At 69.3% G+C, this 17731-nt stretch carries 17 protein-coding genes; 10 read left to right on the plus strand and 7 right to left on the minus strand.

Features of this window, described 5'->3' with window-relative positions; genetic code table 11:
* Positions 1 to 6: 6 nt before the first annotated feature.
* A complete protein-coding gene (locus tag ACLJO0_RS19490; protein ID WP_410579911.1) occupies positions 7 to 696 on the minus strand; it encodes a TetR/AcrR family transcriptional regulator in 690 nt (229 codons plus the stop codon).
* A 123-nt stretch (positions 697 to 819) separates the two neighbouring features.
* Between ACLJO0_RS19490 and ACLJO0_RS19495 the strand changes: the two genes are divergently transcribed.
* Positions 820 to 1431, plus strand: a complete 612-nt coding sequence (locus tag ACLJO0_RS19495; protein ID WP_410579912.1) for an RNA polymerase sigma factor — start codon at positions 820 to 822, stop codon at positions 1429 to 1431.
* 9 nt (positions 1432 to 1440) lie between these two features.
* On the opposite strand, the gene ACLJO0_RS19500 is transcribed toward ACLJO0_RS19495, so the two are convergent.
* Entirely contained in the window at positions 1441 to 2349 is a 909-nt protein-coding gene (locus tag ACLJO0_RS19500; RefSeq protein ID WP_410579913.1) for a LysR family transcriptional regulator, read from the minus strand.
* 211 nt (positions 2350 to 2560) lie between these two features.
* Between ACLJO0_RS19500 and ACLJO0_RS19505 the strand changes: the two genes are divergently transcribed.
* The 3 genes from ACLJO0_RS19505 (at position 2561) to ACLJO0_RS19515 (ending at position 6415) form a co-directional block, all read left to right on the plus strand.
* Positions 2561 to 3994, plus strand: a complete 1434-nt coding sequence (locus tag ACLJO0_RS19505; protein ID WP_410579914.1) for an MFS transporter — start codon at positions 2561 to 2563, stop codon at positions 3992 to 3994.
* Positions 3995 to 4443: 449 nt separating this feature from the next.
* Entirely contained in the window at positions 4444 to 4797 is a 354-nt protein-coding gene (locus ACLJO0_RS19510; protein ID WP_410579915.1) for a hypothetical protein, read from the plus strand.
* 139 nt (positions 4798 to 4936) lie between these two features.
* Positions 4937 to 6415 (plus strand): hypothetical protein, encoded by a 1479-nt coding sequence (locus tag ACLJO0_RS19515; protein WP_410579916.1) that lies wholly within the window; start codon positions 4937 to 4939, stop codon positions 6413 to 6415.
* A gap of 96 nt (positions 6416 to 6511) precedes the next feature.
* Here the strand turns inward: ACLJO0_RS19515 and ACLJO0_RS19520 are convergent, their stop codons facing one another.
* A complete protein-coding gene (locus tag ACLJO0_RS19520) occupies positions 6512 to 8089 on the minus strand; it encodes a helix-turn-helix domain-containing protein (RefSeq protein WP_410579917.1) in 1578 nt (525 codons plus the stop codon).
* 60 nt (positions 8090 to 8149) lie between these two features.
* Entirely contained in the window at positions 8150 to 8302 is a 153-nt protein-coding gene (locus tag ACLJO0_RS19525; protein ID WP_410579918.1) for a hypothetical protein, read from the minus strand.
* Between the two features lie 175 nt (positions 8303 to 8477).
* On the opposite strand from ACLJO0_RS19525, the gene ACLJO0_RS19530 reads away from it, so the two are divergent.
* The gene (locus tag ACLJO0_RS19530) at positions 8478 to 8636 is read left to right on the plus strand and encodes a hypothetical protein (protein WP_410579919.1); all 159 of its coding nucleotides are present in this window, start codon (positions 8478 to 8480) and stop codon (positions 8634 to 8636) included.
* 4 nt (positions 8637 to 8640) lie between these two features.
* On the opposite strand, the gene ACLJO0_RS19535 is transcribed toward ACLJO0_RS19530, so the two are convergent.
* Both ACLJO0_RS19535 and ACLJO0_RS19540 read right to left on the minus strand, forming a co-directional pair.
* Positions 8641 to 9597, minus strand: coding sequence for a LuxR C-terminal-related transcriptional regulator (locus tag ACLJO0_RS19535; protein ID WP_410579920.1), 957 nt, complete (start codon positions 9595 to 9597; stop codon positions 8641 to 8643).
* Between the two features lie 309 nt (positions 9598 to 9906).
* Positions 9907 to 11181 carry an amidase family protein gene (locus tag ACLJO0_RS19540; protein WP_410579921.1) on the minus strand — a complete coding sequence of 425 codons (1275 nt, stop codon included), beginning with the start codon at positions 11179 to 11181 and terminating at the stop codon, positions 9907 to 9909.
* A gap of 290 nt (positions 11182 to 11471) precedes the next feature.
* On the opposite strand from ACLJO0_RS19540, the gene ACLJO0_RS19545 reads away from it, so the two are divergent.
* From ACLJO0_RS19545 to ACLJO0_RS19560, 4 genes are read left to right on the plus strand one after another with little or no spacing between them, the layout of a single operon-like run.
* Positions 11472 to 12455, plus strand: a complete 984-nt coding sequence (locus tag ACLJO0_RS19545) for an ornithine cyclodeaminase (protein ID WP_410579922.1) — start codon at positions 11472 to 11474, stop codon at positions 12453 to 12455.
* On the plus strand, positions 12446 to 13792 hold the full coding sequence (locus ACLJO0_RS19550; RefSeq protein WP_410579923.1) for a Y4yA family PLP-dependent enzyme: 1347 nt from the start codon (positions 12446 to 12448) through the stop codon (positions 13790 to 13792). The genes ACLJO0_RS19545 and ACLJO0_RS19550 overlap by 10 nt, the downstream gene beginning before the upstream one ends.
* Positions 13789 to 14841 carry a cysteine synthase family protein gene (locus ACLJO0_RS19555; RefSeq protein WP_410579924.1) on the plus strand — a complete coding sequence of 351 codons (1053 nt, stop codon included), beginning with the start codon at positions 13789 to 13791 and terminating at the stop codon, positions 14839 to 14841. The genes ACLJO0_RS19550 and ACLJO0_RS19555 overlap by 4 nt, the downstream gene beginning before the upstream one ends.
* Positions 14838 to 16220 carry an MATE family efflux transporter gene (locus ACLJO0_RS19560; RefSeq protein WP_410579925.1) on the plus strand — a complete coding sequence of 461 codons (1383 nt, stop codon included), beginning with the start codon at positions 14838 to 14840 and terminating at the stop codon, positions 16218 to 16220. The genes ACLJO0_RS19555 and ACLJO0_RS19560 overlap by 4 nt, the downstream gene beginning before the upstream one ends.
* On the opposite strand, the gene ACLJO0_RS19565 is transcribed toward ACLJO0_RS19560, so the two are convergent.
* A complete protein-coding gene (locus tag ACLJO0_RS19565) occupies positions 16103 to 17158 on the minus strand; it encodes a hypothetical protein (protein WP_410579926.1) in 1056 nt (351 codons plus the stop codon). The genes ACLJO0_RS19560 and ACLJO0_RS19565 overlap by 118 nt on opposite strands.
* A gap of 126 nt (positions 17159 to 17284) precedes the next feature.
* Here ACLJO0_RS19565 and ACLJO0_RS19570 point away from each other — a divergent pair, with 126 nt between their 5' ends.
* Positions 17285 to 17710, plus strand: coding sequence for a Fur family transcriptional regulator (locus ACLJO0_RS19570; RefSeq protein ID WP_410579927.1), 426 nt, complete (start codon positions 17285 to 17287; stop codon positions 17708 to 17710).
* Positions 17711 to 17731: the final 21 nt, after the last annotated feature.

Below are 17731 nucleotides of genomic sequence, written 5' to 3' on the forward strand. Positions count from 1 at the left end.
GGCCGGTCAGAGCGCGGGTTGCGGCGGGGGCGGCGGCAGCGTGAGGTGGGGGTCGAGTTCGACACCGCCCGCGCGGAGGGTGTCGTCGAGCAACCGCCATATCCAGCGGATGAGCAGGGCGGCGAGTTCGGTTCTCGGTACGCCGCGAGGGTTCTCGAGCCATTGCGCGGCGCAGGAATCGACGAGTCCGACGACACCGAACGCGACGGATTCCGCGATTCGGATGTCCATTCCGAACATCGTCATGTAGTGCTCGAACAGCTGGGTGAGCTGCCGGGCGATGACGGTCCTGACGTCGGCGACCGCGTTCCGGTCGCCGTGTGAGCGCAGGCTCAGGTAGCGGTAGAGGTTGCCGTTCTCGGCGAGCCAGCCGGTGTGCGCGTCGACAGCCACGGTGATCAGCTGCATCGCGCTTCCCCGCAGCTCCCATACCGGCCGCAGCGCGGATGTGACGAGCAGCGCGGCTTCGTCGGCGATGGCCTGGTTCAGGTCGGTCGCGCCGTCGAAGTGCTTGTACAGCTGTGGCCGTGCGACACCGGCCTCCTCGGCGATGTGTGCCGTCGACGCTCTCGGTCCGTGTTCGGCGATCGCACGCAGGGCCGCCTCGACGAACTCACGACGACGGCGCTCCCGCTGCCCCGCCCAGCGGGCCGCGCGGCCGTCGCCGGAGCGTGAGGTCGCGGAAGGGGAGGTCACTTCCGCGAGCCTACCGTCACGGGTAGGGGATACGCCGTTGTATCTGTTACTTTGTCGGTCACTCCGTGGCGGAGGGTGCGTGCCGCTAATCCCTTGTTGATCAACAGGAATCTGGAGAATGCGATGTGGGATGCCGTGGACGACGCCCCACCGGACGCGAGACTGCTCGGGAGGCTCCGGGAAGGGGACCTCGAGGCGGGTGATCTGCTCTTCCGGCGGCATGCCGGGCCGCTGCGCCGGATCGCCGCGTGCTGGGTCGACCAGCCCGCCGAACGGGAGGATCTCGTGGCCGAAGCGTTCACGCGGGTGCTCGCCGCGGTCCGCGACGGCGGTGGACCGCGCGATGAGCTGCGGCCGTACCTGGTCGTCACGATGCGGCACGTCGCCGCCCAGTGGAGCCGTCACCGGCTACGCGTCCAGCCCCACGCGGTCGTCCCGGCGACCGAGGACGTCGAAGGAGCGGACGGGCCGGCCCTGCAGGCATCGACCGATCAGCTGGTCAGGTCCGCTTTTCACACGTTGCCCGTGCGGTGGCGTGCGGTGCTGTGGAGCACCGTCGCCGAAGGCCGCACACCGGCCGAACTGGCACCGGTTCTGGGGGTGTCGCCGAACGGGGTCGCCGCCTTGGCCCACCGCGCCCGCGCAGGCCTGCGACAGGCGTACCTCCAGGCTCAGGCGCACGGCGAAACCGAGAGGCGCGCGTGCCCGAGCCGCGTAGTCGATTCGCTGTTGTGAGCACAGACGTCAGGGCTGCGGATCGCCGCCGCGCTCGACGGCGAGGCGCTCGACGGCGGCGATGAAGTCCATCAGCCGGGGGTTCTCCGCGTCGAGGCGCCAGACGAGGCCGTACCGGATCGGCGGGGTGTCGCTGATGGGCAGGTAGGTGATGTCGGGCCGGAAGTAGTACCGGCGGGCGTCGCCGCCGGCGAGGCACACTCCTCGGCCCGCGGCGACCAGCGACATCGCGTCCTGCCAGTACCGGACGCTGTGGGAGTGGCGGATCGGTCTGCCCTCGGGCGTGCGATGCGGGAAGAAGTGCTCGCGCTGATAGACCGGCATCAGGTCCCCGAACACGATCATCTCCTCGCCTGCCAGATCCTCCAGGGTGATCGCGGGGCGTTCGGCGAAACGGTGCCGGGTGGAAACCGCGAGGAAGCGCTGCTGGGCGATCAGCGGCGCCGACGTGCGCAGATCCGGCTCGGACACCGGGAACTCGGTCAGCTGCACCTCGACCTCCCTGGCGCGCAGCGGCCCCAGCGGGTCGGACAGGTGGATCTCCCGGACGTCGACGAACGTGCCGGGGTGCTCGGTGTGCAGGTCGTCGCCCGCCAGATTCAGCAGCTCGGCGCACCAGGGTCCGGAGAATCCGGCACGCAGCGGTTTGCCGCGCCCCCGTGCCGCTTCGCGGGCGTCGTCGATCGCTTCCACGATCGCCCGGTGGTGGGCTTCGAGCTCATCGGACAGACGGCGCCCGATCGCGGTCAGCACGACCTTGCGGCTGGTGCGGTCGAACAGGCGGGCTCCGATGCGTCGCTCGAACGCCTGGATGTTCTGGCTGACCCGGGCGCGAGAGGTGTACAGCCGCTCGGCGGTGCGGCCGAAGTGGAGCTCCTCGGCCAAGGTCAGGAAGCACTCGAGCTCCCTCCACTCCACGGCGGTGTCCTCCGATCGGTAAACGCTGGTTACCGATTGTTGCAGGTTTCGCCGTTGTTCCCGCACGTCGGGTGACCAAGACTCGGCAGCACTGGGGCTCCTGCACGAATCCGTGATCCGACGGGCCTCCACCACCCGCACCCCGGTGGTGGAGGCCATGCCGTCATGCCCCGGTGATCCATCACAGAATCCTTGAACGAAGCGAGAAGCGATGAGTACCACCCATCTCCCCGACGCCTCGGCCCCGGCGTCGGCCACCCCCGACCCCAGACGCTGGAAGGCCCTCGCGCTGCTGTGCGCGGCCTTCTTCATGGTCATCGTCGACTCTCAGATCGTCCTGCTGGCGCTTCCGGCGATCGAGACCGAGTTCGGTTTCGACCCTGGCAACGCCCAGTGGGTGATGAGCGCCTACCTGCTGGCCTTCGGTGGCCTGCTGATGTTCGGCGGGCGGACCGCCGACCTGCTCGGCGGCCGCCGGATGTTCCTGGTCGGTGCGGCCCTCTTCGGCGTCGCGTCCATCCTTTGCGGACTCGCCTGGTCCGGTGAGGTGCTCATCGGTGCCCGCCTGCTCCAGGGTCTCTCGTCGGCGATCATGACGCCCACGGCGATGGCCGTCCTGATGAACACCTTCGGCGAGGGCGCCGAACGCAACAAGGCCTTGGGCATCTGGACCGGCATCGGCGCGTTCGGCGCCACCGCCGCCCTGCTGATCGGTGGCCCCATCACCGACGGCCTCGGCTGGGAGTGGATCTTCTACATCAACATCCCCGTCGTGCTGGCGGTGCTGTTCCTCGGTCCGCGCCTGCTGCGGGAGACGCCGGTCCGGCCCGGCCGCAAGTCCTTCGACCCGCTGGGCGCACTCACGATCACCGCCGCGATCGGGCTGCTGGTGTACGCCGTCGTGGTCGCGCCGGAGGCAGGCTGGCTGTCCGGCCGCACGCTGTGGATGCTGGCGGGCGCGGTGGTACTGCTGATCCTGTTCGTCGTCGTCGAGAGCCGGGGGAAGTCGCCGCTGGTGCCGCTGCGGATCTTCCGTTCCGGCTCGCTGGTCGGCGGGAACATCCTGATGCTTCTCGTGGCGATGTGCGTCTACGGCGGAGCCTTCGTGACCTCGCTGTACGCGCAGCAGGTCCTCGGCTACAGCGCGGTCCGCTTCGGGCTGAGCACCGCCGTCTACGCGGTCATGTCCATCATCGGGGCCAACGTCGCGGCCCGCCTGGCGGCGAAGATCGGCTACAAGGCGATCGCCATCGTCGGCATGACGCTGCTGGGCACCGGCCTGCTGCTGCTGACCGCCATCTCGCCGCAGGGCGGCTACTGGACCGACCTGTTCGTCGGGCTCGTGGTCTTCGGTTCGGGCATCGGCAGCACCAACGTGGCGGCGTCCATCGCCTCGCTGTCCGGCGCCCGGCCGGAGGAGTCCGGCCTGGTTTCGGGGCTCAACAACGCCACCTTCCAGGTCGGCGCGGCACTGGGCGTCGCGATCACCTCCTCGGTGGCCTTCGCGGTGACCGGCGGCTCCACCGACAAGGCAGCCCTCACCGACGGTTTCAGCGCCGCCTTCCTCGCCTGCGCGGTCTTCGCCGCGATCGGCCTGGTGACCGCGCTTCTCCTGCTGCTCCAGCGGAAGAAGACCGCGGCCTGAGCCCCGGCCCGTCCCCGCGGTCGCGCGGGGACGGGTATTCCGTTCTCGACGGCGGGAGGCCGAGCTTCAACGGTCCGCGGTGGGTAATGCGGCTCCGCCGGCTGTGGACGTCAACCGGCGAAACCTCCGCCATGGTGATACCCGGGCAGCACCACGGCGTGCCCTGGGCATACCCAGGGATGCCGTACTTCACACAGGCGACCTCGCTATGACCGCGCCGCCGGCCTTAGCGGAACCGCACTCCTTCCGTCGCCCGGCCACCGACCGGTTGTCCGGAGGTTGATGTCCGGCCGAGCACCTCCCGGCGCCGGACAACCGGACTGCCGTATCCCTGTGCTCGGCACCTCGATATCCGCGGTGCGGAAGTGCCACGAGGCCGGCACCCGTCGGCGACCAACCACCAAGGACCAGGCTGCCGCACGGCCGAAGGTCCTGATCAGGAGGAAACCGTGCGTAAATCCACTGCCGTCACCGTTCTCGGAGCCGCGGCCGCCATGATGGTCGGCTTCTCCGGCATCGCGTCGGCCGGCACCATCGGGATCCCCGGCGTGAGCGGCGCGCTCTACGCCAGTAGCAACACCCTCTACGTGAAGGACGCGGCCTGCGACGACGATTCCGTCTACGCGCAGTGGCAGACCCAGGGCGGCCAGGTACAGAGGCTCAACAACACGTCCGGCTGCGGCACGACCGTCAGTTCTCGCCTCCCCATGGGAGACGGCACCACCATCCTGTGGCGGGTGTGCGTCGACAAGAGCTGGCCGACGAGCGACAGCTGCTCCGCTTGGAAGAGCGAAAAGATCTGACCGAACTGTCTGCCGGCTGTTCACCGACGGCACGTGAATCGCGAAGGGCCGGCGTCACCAGCAAGACGCCGGCCCCCGGCAGCAAGGACCTGGACGTCCGCTCTCCCGGCTTCAGCGCCAATCGAAATGGGGTTTCATCGTGTCCGAAGTTTCACTTCGCCGGCCGATCCGGAAAGCCGGGCGACACAGATCCGTCCGGCTCGCCGTCGGCCTCCTGGCCGCCTGCACGATCATGACCGCCGCACCTTCGGCGGCGGTGGCGTCTCCTGCGACGCCGTCCTTTCCCGCCGCCATCGACGACTACGCCGCCTACGACGGCCAAGACCAATGCCTGACGATCCAGAAGGGCACCATCGGGCTGCGGGACCTGCTGAACCGGGCGTACGGCACCCACGATTCGTCCATCAGCCGGGCCTGCGACTCAGGTGGGCCGAGCGAGCACAAAGAAGGCCGTGCGCTCGACTACATGCTGAACATCACCAACCCGGCCCAGAAAGCCGACGCCGAAGACATCATCAGGTGGTTGCTGGCGACCGACGAACACGGCAACAAGCACGCGATGGCACGCCGCCTGGGAATCATGTACATGATCTGGGACCACCGCATCTGGAAGGCGTACGAAAACCCGGGCACCTGGCATTCCTATACCGGGCCCAGCCCGCACACCGACCACATTCACTTCAGCCTGAGCTGGGCGGGCGCCACCAAGCGGACGAGCTGGTGGACCTCGGCCGAAGTGAGCCAGGAGCCGCGTGGTCCGTTGTACAACCGGACGCGTTGGGCGGCCGGGACATGGGATGCCCGTGCCACCAAGGTCGATGGGAGTCTCAACCTCACCGATACCGCGGTCGCGAGTGTTCCCAACAGCAATATGTACGTCTTCAACGTGGTCAAGGGTTCCGGCGTCTGGTATCGCGGTCGCACCGCCGCGGGCGGCTGGGCAGGCTCGGCGACGCAGATCGACACCAATCCCCACATCACCGCCGTCGCCGCCACCGGTGAGAACGACGGCACGCTCCACGTCTTCACCGTCGTCCCGGGAAGCGGGGTCTGGCACCGAATCCGTGGCGTCAACGGCACTTGGAGCAGCGCCGCGCGCGTCGACACCAATCCCTACACCACGGCCATCGCCGTCACGGCACTTCCCAACGACACCCTCGCTCTCTTCACCGTCGTTCCCGGCAGCGGGGTTTGGACACGTGGCCGTACCTCGGCCGGTGTCTGGAGCGCCACCGCGACCCAGATCGACACCAACCCCTACCTCACCTCGGTCGCCGCCGCCGCACTTCCCGACGGCACGCTGCATCTCTTCGCGGTCGTTCCCGACAGCGGCGTTTGGTATCGAGACCGCACCGTGGGCGGGGTTTGGGCTTCCTCGGCCGATCTGATCGACGCCAACAGCGCGCTCCTTTCGGTCTCGGCAGCGGGCCTGCCCGACGGGACCCTTCATGTCACCAGCGTCGTGCCGGGCAGCGGCATCTGGGACCGCACCCGCAAGACAACGGGCGCCTTCACCAGTGCCACCCATATCGACGGCAACAAAGAGGTCTTCGCCACGTACACGGCGGGATTGAACAACGGAACCCTGCAGGTCGGCGCCTTGATCGACGTCACTTGACCACTGAACCGGTCTCGATCATGAGCGGTGGCCCGCGGATTTCCTTCCGCGGGCCACCGCTGACGTCGCACCGACCAGGGTGGAGCTTCGAGGGGCTCAGGCGGCGTACACGGTGGTCAAAACCGCGGCGGCGAGCAGGATCGCCACCACGAGGCCGAGCAGCCGGTGACGGTGGGCCGCTCGTCGTTTCGCCTGTCTTTCCCGTTCGTCGGCGGCGATACTGGCGTTGAGGAAGACCCGCTCCTTGGTGTTGGGGTCTCCGCTGCGATCAGCCCATTCGCGGACCGCCGCGAGCCGGGCGCCGCGAAGCAGCACGCCGAGGTCGCGGCGATGTCGCTCCCAGATCGCGGTCGCGTTGGTGAGTTCACGGTGAACACGCAACGCTCCGCGGTCTTCGGTCAGCCACGTGGCCATACGCGGCCAAGCGGTGATCAGCTTTTCGTGGGCGAGTTCGATGGTGCCCCTGCCGTTGACGAGCACACGCGCTTGGGTGAACCGGCCGGTCACCGCGGCGACGATCGGCGTGTCGTCGAGTTCCTCGGCGCTGATCCTGCGTTTGCCGTCCTTGGCGCCTTCGCCGAGTTCGGTCAACCGCCGGAACAGATCACGGGCGACCGCCTGCCGGGCTTCGTCCAAGGTGGCGAACACCGACTCGGCGGTGCTCGCCAGGATGCCGTCGAATCCGCCCGCCGCTTCGAATCCGGCGAGGGTGAGGGTATTTCCCTTGCGACGTCGCCATGTTTCGGACAGTGCGTGGGACAGCAACGGGAGCGCGCCCTCCTGGCCGTGCGCGAGCGCGACGAGGGTGGCCAGCAGCGCGTTTTCGATCACGCATCGAGCACGGAGCGCCGGCTGGGAGATCGCCTGGCGCAACTCCTCAGGTGTCATCACGTCGACATCGATCAGCGCGTTCTGCACGGCCTCCGCCAGCTCGGGGCTCCGCGTGCAACGCGAGATGAAGTCAGCACGTATACCGAGCACGACGCGGCAGCGGCTTCTTTCCCTGCTGATCGCGGCGTGCAGCACGGCGAGGAACTGCGACCTTTCACGATCATCCCCGCATCTCGTGAACAGCTCTTCGAACTGGTCGACGATGACCACCGCCTCGGCCACGCCATCCGTGAGCGCCGCGATCCGGAGTGAGCACTCCCGGAGAGGACGGACCCCTGGTGTGAAAAGGAGAACGGGACCGGCCAGCTTCGGCGCGAGGCCCGCTTGAAGTATCGAGGACTTCCCACAACCGGACGGGCCGGCCACCACGACGAGTCTCCGTGCCGCGACCTGTCGGCGTAGCTCGTCGACGAGCCGCTCCCGCCCGAAGAACCAGTCAGCGTCCTCCGCGCCGAACGCGCGCAGTCCGACATAGGGGGCGGGCCTGTCGTCCCTCGTGGCCTCCACGGTCGAGGAGCTCAGCTCGACGGCGACCGTACGCCACCGCTTCTCCCACTCGCCGCGGTCACCACCGCACGCCCTGACGTAGGCCAGCGTCACCTCGAGGCTCGGCAGGCGGCGCCCACCGGCCGCGTCGGACAGTGTCGTGGACGAGTAGTGCGCACGCCGAGCCAGTTCCCGGTACGGTGGCCTCCCCGCTTGTGCCCTCAACTTCCGCAGGTGCTCGGCGAACTCCGACAACGCGGACCCGTTCAGCTCCAAAGGCCGCTCAACACGTGGCATTTTCACTCACCCTCCCCTGACCGGTTGCCATCTCGACGGCGCCGGTCCTGCCGCGCCCCGTCATCCGGGCGGGCCGCCGTCCATGGTTTCGGCGTCCGTCGCCGGGGTCCGAACCCAGAACAGCGTGTCGGTCTCCGGCCACCAGCCGGGTGGGGCGGGGCGCGGGTCGTTGCCCGCTTCGGCCCACCAGCGCCGGTGCTCGTCGTCGCACATGACCTGACGTTAGGAGCGCGCGGACCGCCGCACAGCGGTCAACCGCGGCCAGTGTCCGCTCTCGGCCAGCGGACCGTGGCCGGATCCGGACAGTGGCCGGACCTGCCCCTTCCGCGCTAGTGACATTGAGCTCTAGTTTGTATCAAAGCAGAGGTCACTGTACGGGGAGGACGACATGATCAAGCGAGCATTGGCCGGTCTGATCGCCGCGGTCGCGGCCACCGTGGCCTTCGGCGCGATCACCGCGCCTCCGGCGGCCGCCTACCACGACCCCACCCAGAAGTGCGTCTGGATCTGGACCTCCACCGGAGGCTATTGCAAGAAGGTGGAGTGATCGGTCAGCCCAGCCAGCCCAGCCGGGTGGCCGCGTAAACGGCGGCCACCCGGTTGTCGGCTTGCAGGGCTTCCAGCAAGGTCTGGACGTGGCGGCGCACGGTGCGCTCGCTGATGTCGAGGTGCCGGGCGATCGCGCCATCGGTCATCCCGGTGGCCAGCAGTTCGAGTACCTTCGCCTGAGCGGCGCCGAGGCCGTGCCGGGATTCGCTGCCGGTGCCACCCAGGGGCACGGACTGGCTCCAGACGAGTTCGAACAGCATCCGCAGCGCCGCGACGACGGTCGGGCTGCGGACGAACACAGCCCCCTCCATCCCGCTCGGGTCAAGCGGGACCAGCGCGGAGTGCCGGTCCGCGATCACCATCTTCATCGGCAACTCGGGCGCGACCCGCATGGACCAGCCTGCCGCGACACTGGCGTCGACCACATCTCGCGCGGCGTCGAACTCCAGCGCCGCACGCTCGTAGACGTTGCGCAGCCGCACCCCGCGCTCGGTGACGGCGGCCGGCAAAGCCATGACGGTGCTCGCGTCCGGCTTTCTCTTGAAGTGCCGGGTGGTGAAGGCCAAGAACTCTTCCTTCGCCGACAGACACAGCTCCAACGACAATGAACCGATCCGCTGCGGATCGGAGAGCACCTCCACCATGGCGTCACCGGCTCCGCCGTAAGCCGAGCGATACACCTCCTGCAGCATGTCCAGTTGCTGTCGCGCGGTCATGATCTGCCGCTGCTGCTCGAGCAACCGCTGCTGGGCGCCAAGGATCGCGTGGTCGACCGCTCGCACCGGCTCCATCGGCGTGATCACCGGATCACCCCGGTAATCACGGCGCACGAAACCCTGCTCGAACAATTCCCGCATCTCAGGGCTCTCAGCCCGCGGATCGTCCAGCGGCACCGGACCCGATCGCACCATGACGTCGTACAAGGCGCCCGCACCGGACGACAGCAACCCCTCCAGCATCCCGTCCCTCCGTCCTCCGTTGAGAGCGTACGAGACCTGGCAAGCGTCAAGCCGCGCTTCTCTTTGAGGGGTAGGTCAAAGGTGTCATGGGTGGGGGCCGGCGGTGAGGTGAAGGGGCCCTTCGCCGCGTCCGATGCGGTGAAGGACGCCTTCGCCCCTGCTCTGCGGTGCGAGCCCGTTCTCACGCGAGTTACGTCTCCAAGCACGCGAGATCCGTGTCTGATCACGCGAGTACGGTGCCGCGTCACCCCAGGGGCCATCTCACCTGATCACGCCACCTTTGACCTATCTCTCAATGCACAAGGGTGCCTAGCCCGTCAGGACCCGTTCGACGAAAGCTCCGGCCGCCAACAGTTTCCGGTCGCCGCCGACGGCGCCGTCGAGCGCCAGCCCGGCGGGCAGGCCGCCGTGGCCGTGTCCCATCGGGACGGTCAAACCGGGGACGCCCGCGATGCTGCCGGGCTGGCAGTTGCGGATGAAGGTGGGGAAGGTCGGGACCGCGCGTCCACGGTGGACGAACTTCTCGACGGCGGAGAAGTCCTGGGCCGTCGCCGGTGTCGTGGGGAATCCGAGCGCGTCGATGCCGGTCTCGCCGAAGATCTTCGCGTAGGCGCGGCGTAAGGCCGAGCGGTTGGCGAGGGCGGCCTCGTAGACGGCCGGCGCGACGCCCGGCACGACCGACTCGGCGAAGATCGCCCGGACGTCGGCCGCGGCGATCTCGTCGACAAGTCGCTCGAACGAAATCTCGGGCAGGTACTCGGCGAGGTACGCCCGTAGCCCGGTGCCTGCTTCGTGAATCACCAGCGGCATGCCCTGATCGGTGACGAGTTCGGCGAGGGGCGTGTCGTCGACCGGCACCAGGGTGACCCCGGCCGCGCGCAGGCGGATCAGCGCGGACGTCCACAGTTCTTCGACGTCGTCGGCCAGGTCGCCGGTCAGGAAACCGTGCGGCACGCCCAGCCGGATCGGCGGGAGTTCGAGCAGGGGTCCCGGTTCCTCCGCGGCGAGGACGGCGTCGAGGAACGCGAGATCGGTGACCGTTCGGGCGATCGGTCCCACCGTGTCCCGGGTGCTGCTCAACGGCGTGATGCCGTCGGACGGGTAGCGGCCCGTGGTCGGCCGGAAACCACAGATCCCGTTGAGCGCGGCCGGCACGCGCACCGAACCCCCGGTGTCGGTGCCGAGGCCCGCCGGGACGATGCCCGCCGCGACGGCGACCGCGGTCCCGCCGCTGCTGCCGCCGGCGAAGCGGGACGGGTCGCAAGCGTTGCGCACCGGACCCAGTGGAGTCGTGTCGCAGGTGATGCCGAGCGCGAGTTCGTGCATGGCCGCCTTGCCGATGACGGTGGCGCCCGCGTCGAGCAGGCGCCGGACCACGCCCGCGTGCTCACGCGGAACGTGGTGCGCCAATGCCGGGGTGCCCGCGGCGTTCGGCATGCCCGCGACGTGGATGTTGTCCTTGACGACCAGCGGAAAACCCGACGCCGGGCCGATCGGCTCCGGCGCGAGGTGGCTGAGCGCGTGGAGGTCCTGGACCTCTTCCGCGCGAGCGCGGCATTCGGCGGCACTTCGAGTTCCACTCACCGGCAACTCCTGAGGTCGAGGGCGGCCAGCTTAGCGAGGGAGGCGAAAGCCAAGGCGTGATTCGCGTGTCCACACACGAGACTCGCGTGATTGGAGGCGGAACTCGCGTGATTGGAGGCGGAACTCGCGGCGACACCTGGCTTTCGCGACATGTCGCCCAAGGCGTGACAAAGGCCACACTTACCGATAAAGACAATCGTTTTCATTAAGCTGCGGCCGGGCTTTCCCCTGTCGTGCTCCCGAGATCCGGGACGCGCCTGTCACCCCGTCCACAGAAAGGCCGAACGTTCATGAGCTCCGGTCCCTCGCTGCACATTCTCACGCGCACGGATCTGCACAACCTCGAACTCACGCCGGACGAGGCGATCACCATGGTCGAAGACGGTTACCTGGCCTACGCGTCCGGAGCCTCGCGGAATCCGGCGAAGCTGATGGTGCCGATGCCGGATCCCGCGCGGGACGCCGTCGCGTACTCGATGCTCGGCTACGACGGCTCCCTCGAGCAGGCCGCGTTCAAGACGAGCTACCGGCAGGGCAGCACGTCGGCCGAGAAGTACTACACGACGATCACCCTTTACGACGACGCGACCGGCCTGCCGTTCGCGCTCATGGACTGCCACCGCGTCGGCGCCACCCGCACGCCTGCCAGCACCGCGCTGATCGCGCGTTCGTGCGCCCGGCCGGGGGCGCGATCCGCGCTCATGGTCGGCACCGGCGCGCAGGGGATCCGGACGCTGCCGTACCTGCTCACCGCGTTGCCGGACCTCGAACGGCTGCGGCTGTTCGGCACGCATCCCGACGGTCTGCGCGACAGCGTCGCCGCACTCGAAGAGCGGTTCCCGGACCGGGCGGTCGAACTCGTCGACGACGTCGAGGCCGCGGCGCGCGAGTCCGACATCGTGGTCGCCGCGTCGGGCCGGGCCGCGCATCCGAAGATCCGCCTCGGCTGGCTGCCGCCGGGCGGGCTGCTGATCTCGGTCGCCAGCAAGGGAGTCCAGGAGGGCACGCTCGCCGAGGCCGACTACACCGTGGCGACCAACGGCGCGCAGGTCGAGGTGACCGGGCAGCGGATGGCCGGTCCGGACGGCGTGTTCCGCATCGACGCCGAACTCCCCGACATCCTCGCCGGTCGCGCGCCCGGCCGTCGCGCCGACGAAGACCGGGTGTTCGCCTTCAGCAGCGGCATGATCATCACCGACATCCCGGTGGCGCACGCGCTGGCCGCCCGCGCCATCGCGGCGGGCCGCGGCCGTGAGGTGGCCCTGTGGACCTGATCGACACCCTGTCCCCGCCCTTGCCCGCGCTCGAACGTCCCTGGGCGCACCGGCTGCGTGACTCGGAGACCTTGTGGGAGATCGCCCGCGGGATCGGCGGCGGCCCCTTCCACGTGATCCATCCGGCCACTTTCTCCGAGAACCTCGGGGGAATGGTCGCGGCGCTCGCGGCCGAGCGCGTCGAGGGCACCGTCTACTACGGGAAGAAGGCCAACAAGGCGGCGGCGTGGCTGCGGGAATGCACCCTGCCCGGCACGGGCGTCGACGTCGCGAGCGTGCCCGAACTGGTGCACGCCCTCGGCAACGGCCTGCGCGGGGAGGCGATCGGGGTCACCGGCGCAGCCAAACCGGACGGCCTCCTCTGGCTCGCCCTGCGGCACCGCTGTCTCATCGCGGTGGACGCGGCCGACGAACTGGAACGCGTCGCGCGTATGGCCGCCGAACTCGGGGAGACGGCCCAGGTGCTGCTGCGGGTGAGGCCGCCGTCCGCGCCGGAGAGCCGGTTCGGCTTCGCGCCCGACGCCTTGAAGACGGCTGTGCGGCAGTGTGCCGAACCGGTCGTCCTGCGGGGTTTCTCGTTCCATCTCGACGGCTACGACCCCGTGCCGCGGGCGGAACTCGCCGCGTACCTGATCGAGCTCTGCCAGGACGCCCGCGCGCTCGGGCATCCCGCGTCGAAGATCAGTATCGGCGGCGGAATCGCCGTGTCCTATGTGGACGCCGAGGACTGGGCGCGGTTCGAGTCCGGCAGGCATGACGGCTGGTTCCACGACGGCCGCAACCCGGCGCGGACCTATCCGTACCACCAGTCGCCGACCGGTGCGGCCATGGTCACCGCCATCCTGCGGCACGAGATCGCCGGGAAGCCGCTCGCGGAACGCCTGCGCGCGGCCGGGATCGAGCTGCTGCTCGAACCGGGCCGGGCGCTCGTCGACGGCGCCGGGTTCTCGGTGTTCCCGGTGCTGGGCTGTAAACCGGCCGAAGGTCACCTGATCACCACGGTCGCGGGTCTGTCCATGAGCCTGTCCGAGCAGTGGAAAGGCAGCGAATTCCTGCCCGATCCGCTCCTCGTGCGCAGGGAGGCCACGGACGGCACGCCGGTGCGCACCGGCGTCGGGGGTTCGAGCTGCATGGAGTACGACGTGCTCACCTGGCGCGCGGTGGAACTGCCCGCCCGGCCGAGGACCGGCGATCTGCTCGTGTACCCCAACACGGCCGGCTACCAGATGGACAAGAACGAGAGCGGTTTCCACCAGCTTCCCCTGCCGCCGAAGGTGGTGGTCGACGGCGACCACTGGCACGTCGACACCGACTATCCGATCCAGGAGATCCGATGACGATCGTCCAGCGCGCGTCCGATCTGATCGGGAACACGCCGCTGCTGGAGCTCGCGCGCACCGGCACCGGCACGCGCCTCCTGCTCAAACTCGACCACCTCAACCCGACCGGCTCGTGCAAGGTGCGCATGGCGAGGCAGATGATCGACGAGGCGGAACTCGAAGGACGGCTGCGGCCTGGCGGGCATATCGTCGAGCCCACCTCCGGCAACACCGGCAACGGGCTCGCGCTGGTGGCACTGGAACGCGGCTACCGGTTCACCGCCGTGGTCGACCATCACGCCGCCCGCGAAAAGCTCCGGATGCTGCGTGCGCTCGGCGCGGAGCTGGTGTTCGTCGAGGCCCCGGCGGACGGCGGCGTCAGTTCGGTCCAGCGGAGGCGGGTCGCGGCCCGGATCGCCGCGGACACCGGTGCCTACCATCCCGATCAGCACAACCATCCGGGGAACGGCAACGGCTACACCGGTTTGGCGCGGGAACTTGTCGAGCAGCTCGGCGGCGTCGACGTGCTCGTCGCGGCGATCGGCACCGGCGGTTCGCTGTGCGGCACGGCCCGCGCCCTGCGCGCGGCGGGAGCGGGCACGCACGCGGTGGCGGTCGAACCCGTCGGCTCGATCATCTTCGGTGGCGCGCCGGGGATCTACCACCAGACCGGGGCGGGCAGCCCGGCCGGTTTCCCGGTCGGGGACAACGTGGACCGATCGGTGATCGACGAAGCCCACCGCGTGTCCGACGGCGACGCCTTCGCCGGGGCTCGCGTCGTCGGGCGGCGCACCGGGGTGCTGGTCGGCGGGACCACCGGCGGCGCGATCCAGGTCGCGCTCCGGCGGCTCTACGCGTATCCGGCCGGAAGTACCGTCGTGGTGCTGTGCAACGACGCGGGCGAGAAGTACCTCGACTCGGTCTACGACGACGAATGGCTGCGTGCCAGGGGAGTGCTCGACGAACTCGCCCACCGGCGGATGGATCGCTGGTTCGCCGCCTACGCGGAGTCCGTACGAGTGGCCATCCGCGACAGGACGGGTCGTCCGGTGGCGGTGGGCGTATGACCACGATGGTGGCCACGCGCGGATACCGGGCACTCGTCGCACTGGCCGCGCCGATCGCGGGAATCCAGCTGGCACAGGTGGCGCTCACCAGCGTCGACCTGGCCATGCTCGGCCTGCTCGGGGTGACGGCGGTGGCGGCGGGCGGGCTGGCGATCCTGCTCTACAACCAGATCCGCACCATGTGCGTCGGCATGGTCACCGGCGTCGGGAACCTCGTGGCCACGGCCGCCGGTGCGGGCGAACTCCGTACCGGCACCGGCGAACTCGACGAACGCGCGCGGGACGAGATCCGGTCGCTCCTGCGGTCCGCGCTGCTCGTCGCGACCATGACGGCGGCGATCGGCGCGGCGGTCCTTTGTGGACTCGCGGCCGCTTTGCCTTTGCTCGGCCAGAAACCGGAGATCGTCGCACTCGCAAGGGCGATGATGTTCGCGCTGGCTGGCGGGCTGTTCCCCATGGTGTGGCTGAACGTGCTGCGTCAGTTCGCCGTCGGGCTGCGGCGCCCGGGTTCCCTTCTCGCCGTGACGCTGGTGTCGATCGCGGTCAACGCCGCCCTCAACGCCGCGTTCGTCTACGGCTGGGCGGGCCTGCCGGCACTGGGCATCGCCGGGATCGGTTTGGCGACGACACTGGTCCAGTTCTTCACCCTCGCCGTGTTCGCCTCGGCCGTCCGGCGGGATCCGCTGCTGCGCCCCATGGTGTCGCTCGCGCTCTGGCGCGCGGATCCGGCGGTCGTCCGGCATATCGTCCGGCATGGGACCCCGATCTGTTTCACCTACGGGTCCGAGGCCGCGATCACCTCGATCGCGACCGTGCTGATGGGAGCCTTCGGCCCGGCGATGCTCGCCGCGTCGAACGTCGCGAACCAGCTCGCCTACATCGTCTACCAGGTCAACATCGGACTGTCGCAGGGATCGTCCATTTTGGTCAGTCGCGCGGTCGCCCACGGCGAACGTCGGCGGGCGCCGGTGATCGCCCGGCAGGCGCTCACCCTTTCGTGGTCCTTCATGGCGGTGGTGAGCCTGGCGTACCTGGTGATACCGCAGGTGTTGTTGTGGCCGTTCCTGCACGGCGAGGCCGACGCGGTGGTGCTCGGCACCGCGTCGACCCTGCTGGTGTTCGCCATCGCGCAGCAGTACAGCAAGGGAACGCAGAACATCCTCGTCGGCCTGCTGCGCGGGCTCGGCGACACCGTTTCCGGGCTCCGCTGCACCCTCGTCGGGTACTGGGCGATCGGTGTACCGGCCATGGTCCTGTGCGCCTACGTGTTCGCTTGGGGCGGCTGGGGTGTCTGGGCCGGATTGTGCGTGGGTTTCGCGGCGACCGCGGTACTGCTCGGGCGGCGGTTCGCCGGGCACGGGACCGGCTCGGCGCGATAGGCGTCGATCCGGGCGAGCAGATCGCGGGAGGCCGGGTCGGTCGCGTGCGCGCGCAGCAGTGTCGCCAGCGGCGCGAGCCGGTCCTTGGTGCGGGCGGAACCGAGGCCGCGCGCGAGGTCCACCGCCTCGGTGCCGATGCGGACGGCCTCGTCGAAATCGCCTTGGAGCGCGTGGTTCTGCGCGAGCATGATCAGGGTGAGCGCCAGGCTGCGGGACATTTCCACGCCGTAGTGGCCGGTCGCGTCGCGAAGCCGCGCGATCGCCTCGTCGCTGTGCCGCGAGGTGACCGTCCGGGCGAGTTCGGTGAGGACGGTGCCTCGCATCGCTTCCATGTCCGTGGTGCCGAAAAAGGCTTCCCAAGGCCGCGCGGCCGCCCACGTGTCCGCCCGCTCGAACCGGGACTCCGCCTCCGAGAGGCAGGCGAGGGCGGCACGCTCGTCCCCGGCCTTCGCCAAGGCCCACGCCTCGTTGACGGTCAGGATCGCCCGCGCCCGCCCGGAACCGGACCGATCGGCGGCGGCCTGCCCTCGGCGGAGATGGCTCAGCCCGGCTTCGACGTCGTCATGGTGCAGTTCCAGTCTGCCGAGGCGATAACAGATGTTGGCCACGAGGCCGTCGTTCCCCGCCTCGGTGGCGAGAGCGAGTGCGCGGTCGAACCGGAGCCGCGCCGGAATCCGGCGGCCGATGTCGAATTCCGTCCAGCCGAGCAGATTGTGCAGATCGGCGAGCACGGTCAGCAGCCGTGCCCGGAGCGCGCAGGGGACCGCGCCCCAATGGAGCAGGAGGCTGACCCTTTTCACGACGTGCACCGCGTCGCGGGAAAAGGCACCACCCTGCCGGTAATCCAGTGCGCGCAGGACGTCGACCGCGTTTTCGAGGCACTCGACGTCGGCTGTCTCGATGTGGTCCGGCGGCTCGCCTTTTCCGGTCGTTGTCATGAACTCACCTCACGCAAGTCATGGCTCGCTCACCGGCTACCCGGAGTCGATCCCCCCGAAACCGGCCGTCACTCCGGAGTGGCCTTGATTTGACCCGTTCCAGAGACGCTCTTATCGTCCTTGGTGATGTCCGACTTCGAGGCACAGCTGCGAGCGGTTTCGCTGCGCGTGACTCGGCCCCGGCTGGCCGTGCTCGCCGCGCTGCGCGATCATCCGCACGTCGACACCGAAACGGTGATCGCGCTGGTGCGGGCCGACCTGCCGACGGTCTCGCACCAGGCGGTCTACGACGTGCTGCGAGCGCTGACCGAAGCCGGTCTGATCCGCCGCATCCAGCCGGCGGGCACGCTCGCCCGCTACGAGACCCGGGTGGGGGACAACCATCACCACGTCGTATGCCGGTCCTGTGGCGCGATCGCGGATGTCGACTGCGCCGTCGGCCATACCCCTTGCCTCACCGCCTCCGCCGACCACGGTTTCGTGACCGACGAGGCGGAGGTCGTCTACTGGGGCGTCTGCCCCGACTGTGCGGCCGAACCCGTCCAGCGATGAATTCGCCTGCCCCGGAAGGAA

This window comes from Amycolatopsis sp. lyj-108, from assembly GCF_046549005.1.
Lineage (GTDB): Bacteria > Actinomycetota > Actinomycetes > Mycobacteriales > Pseudonocardiaceae > Amycolatopsis.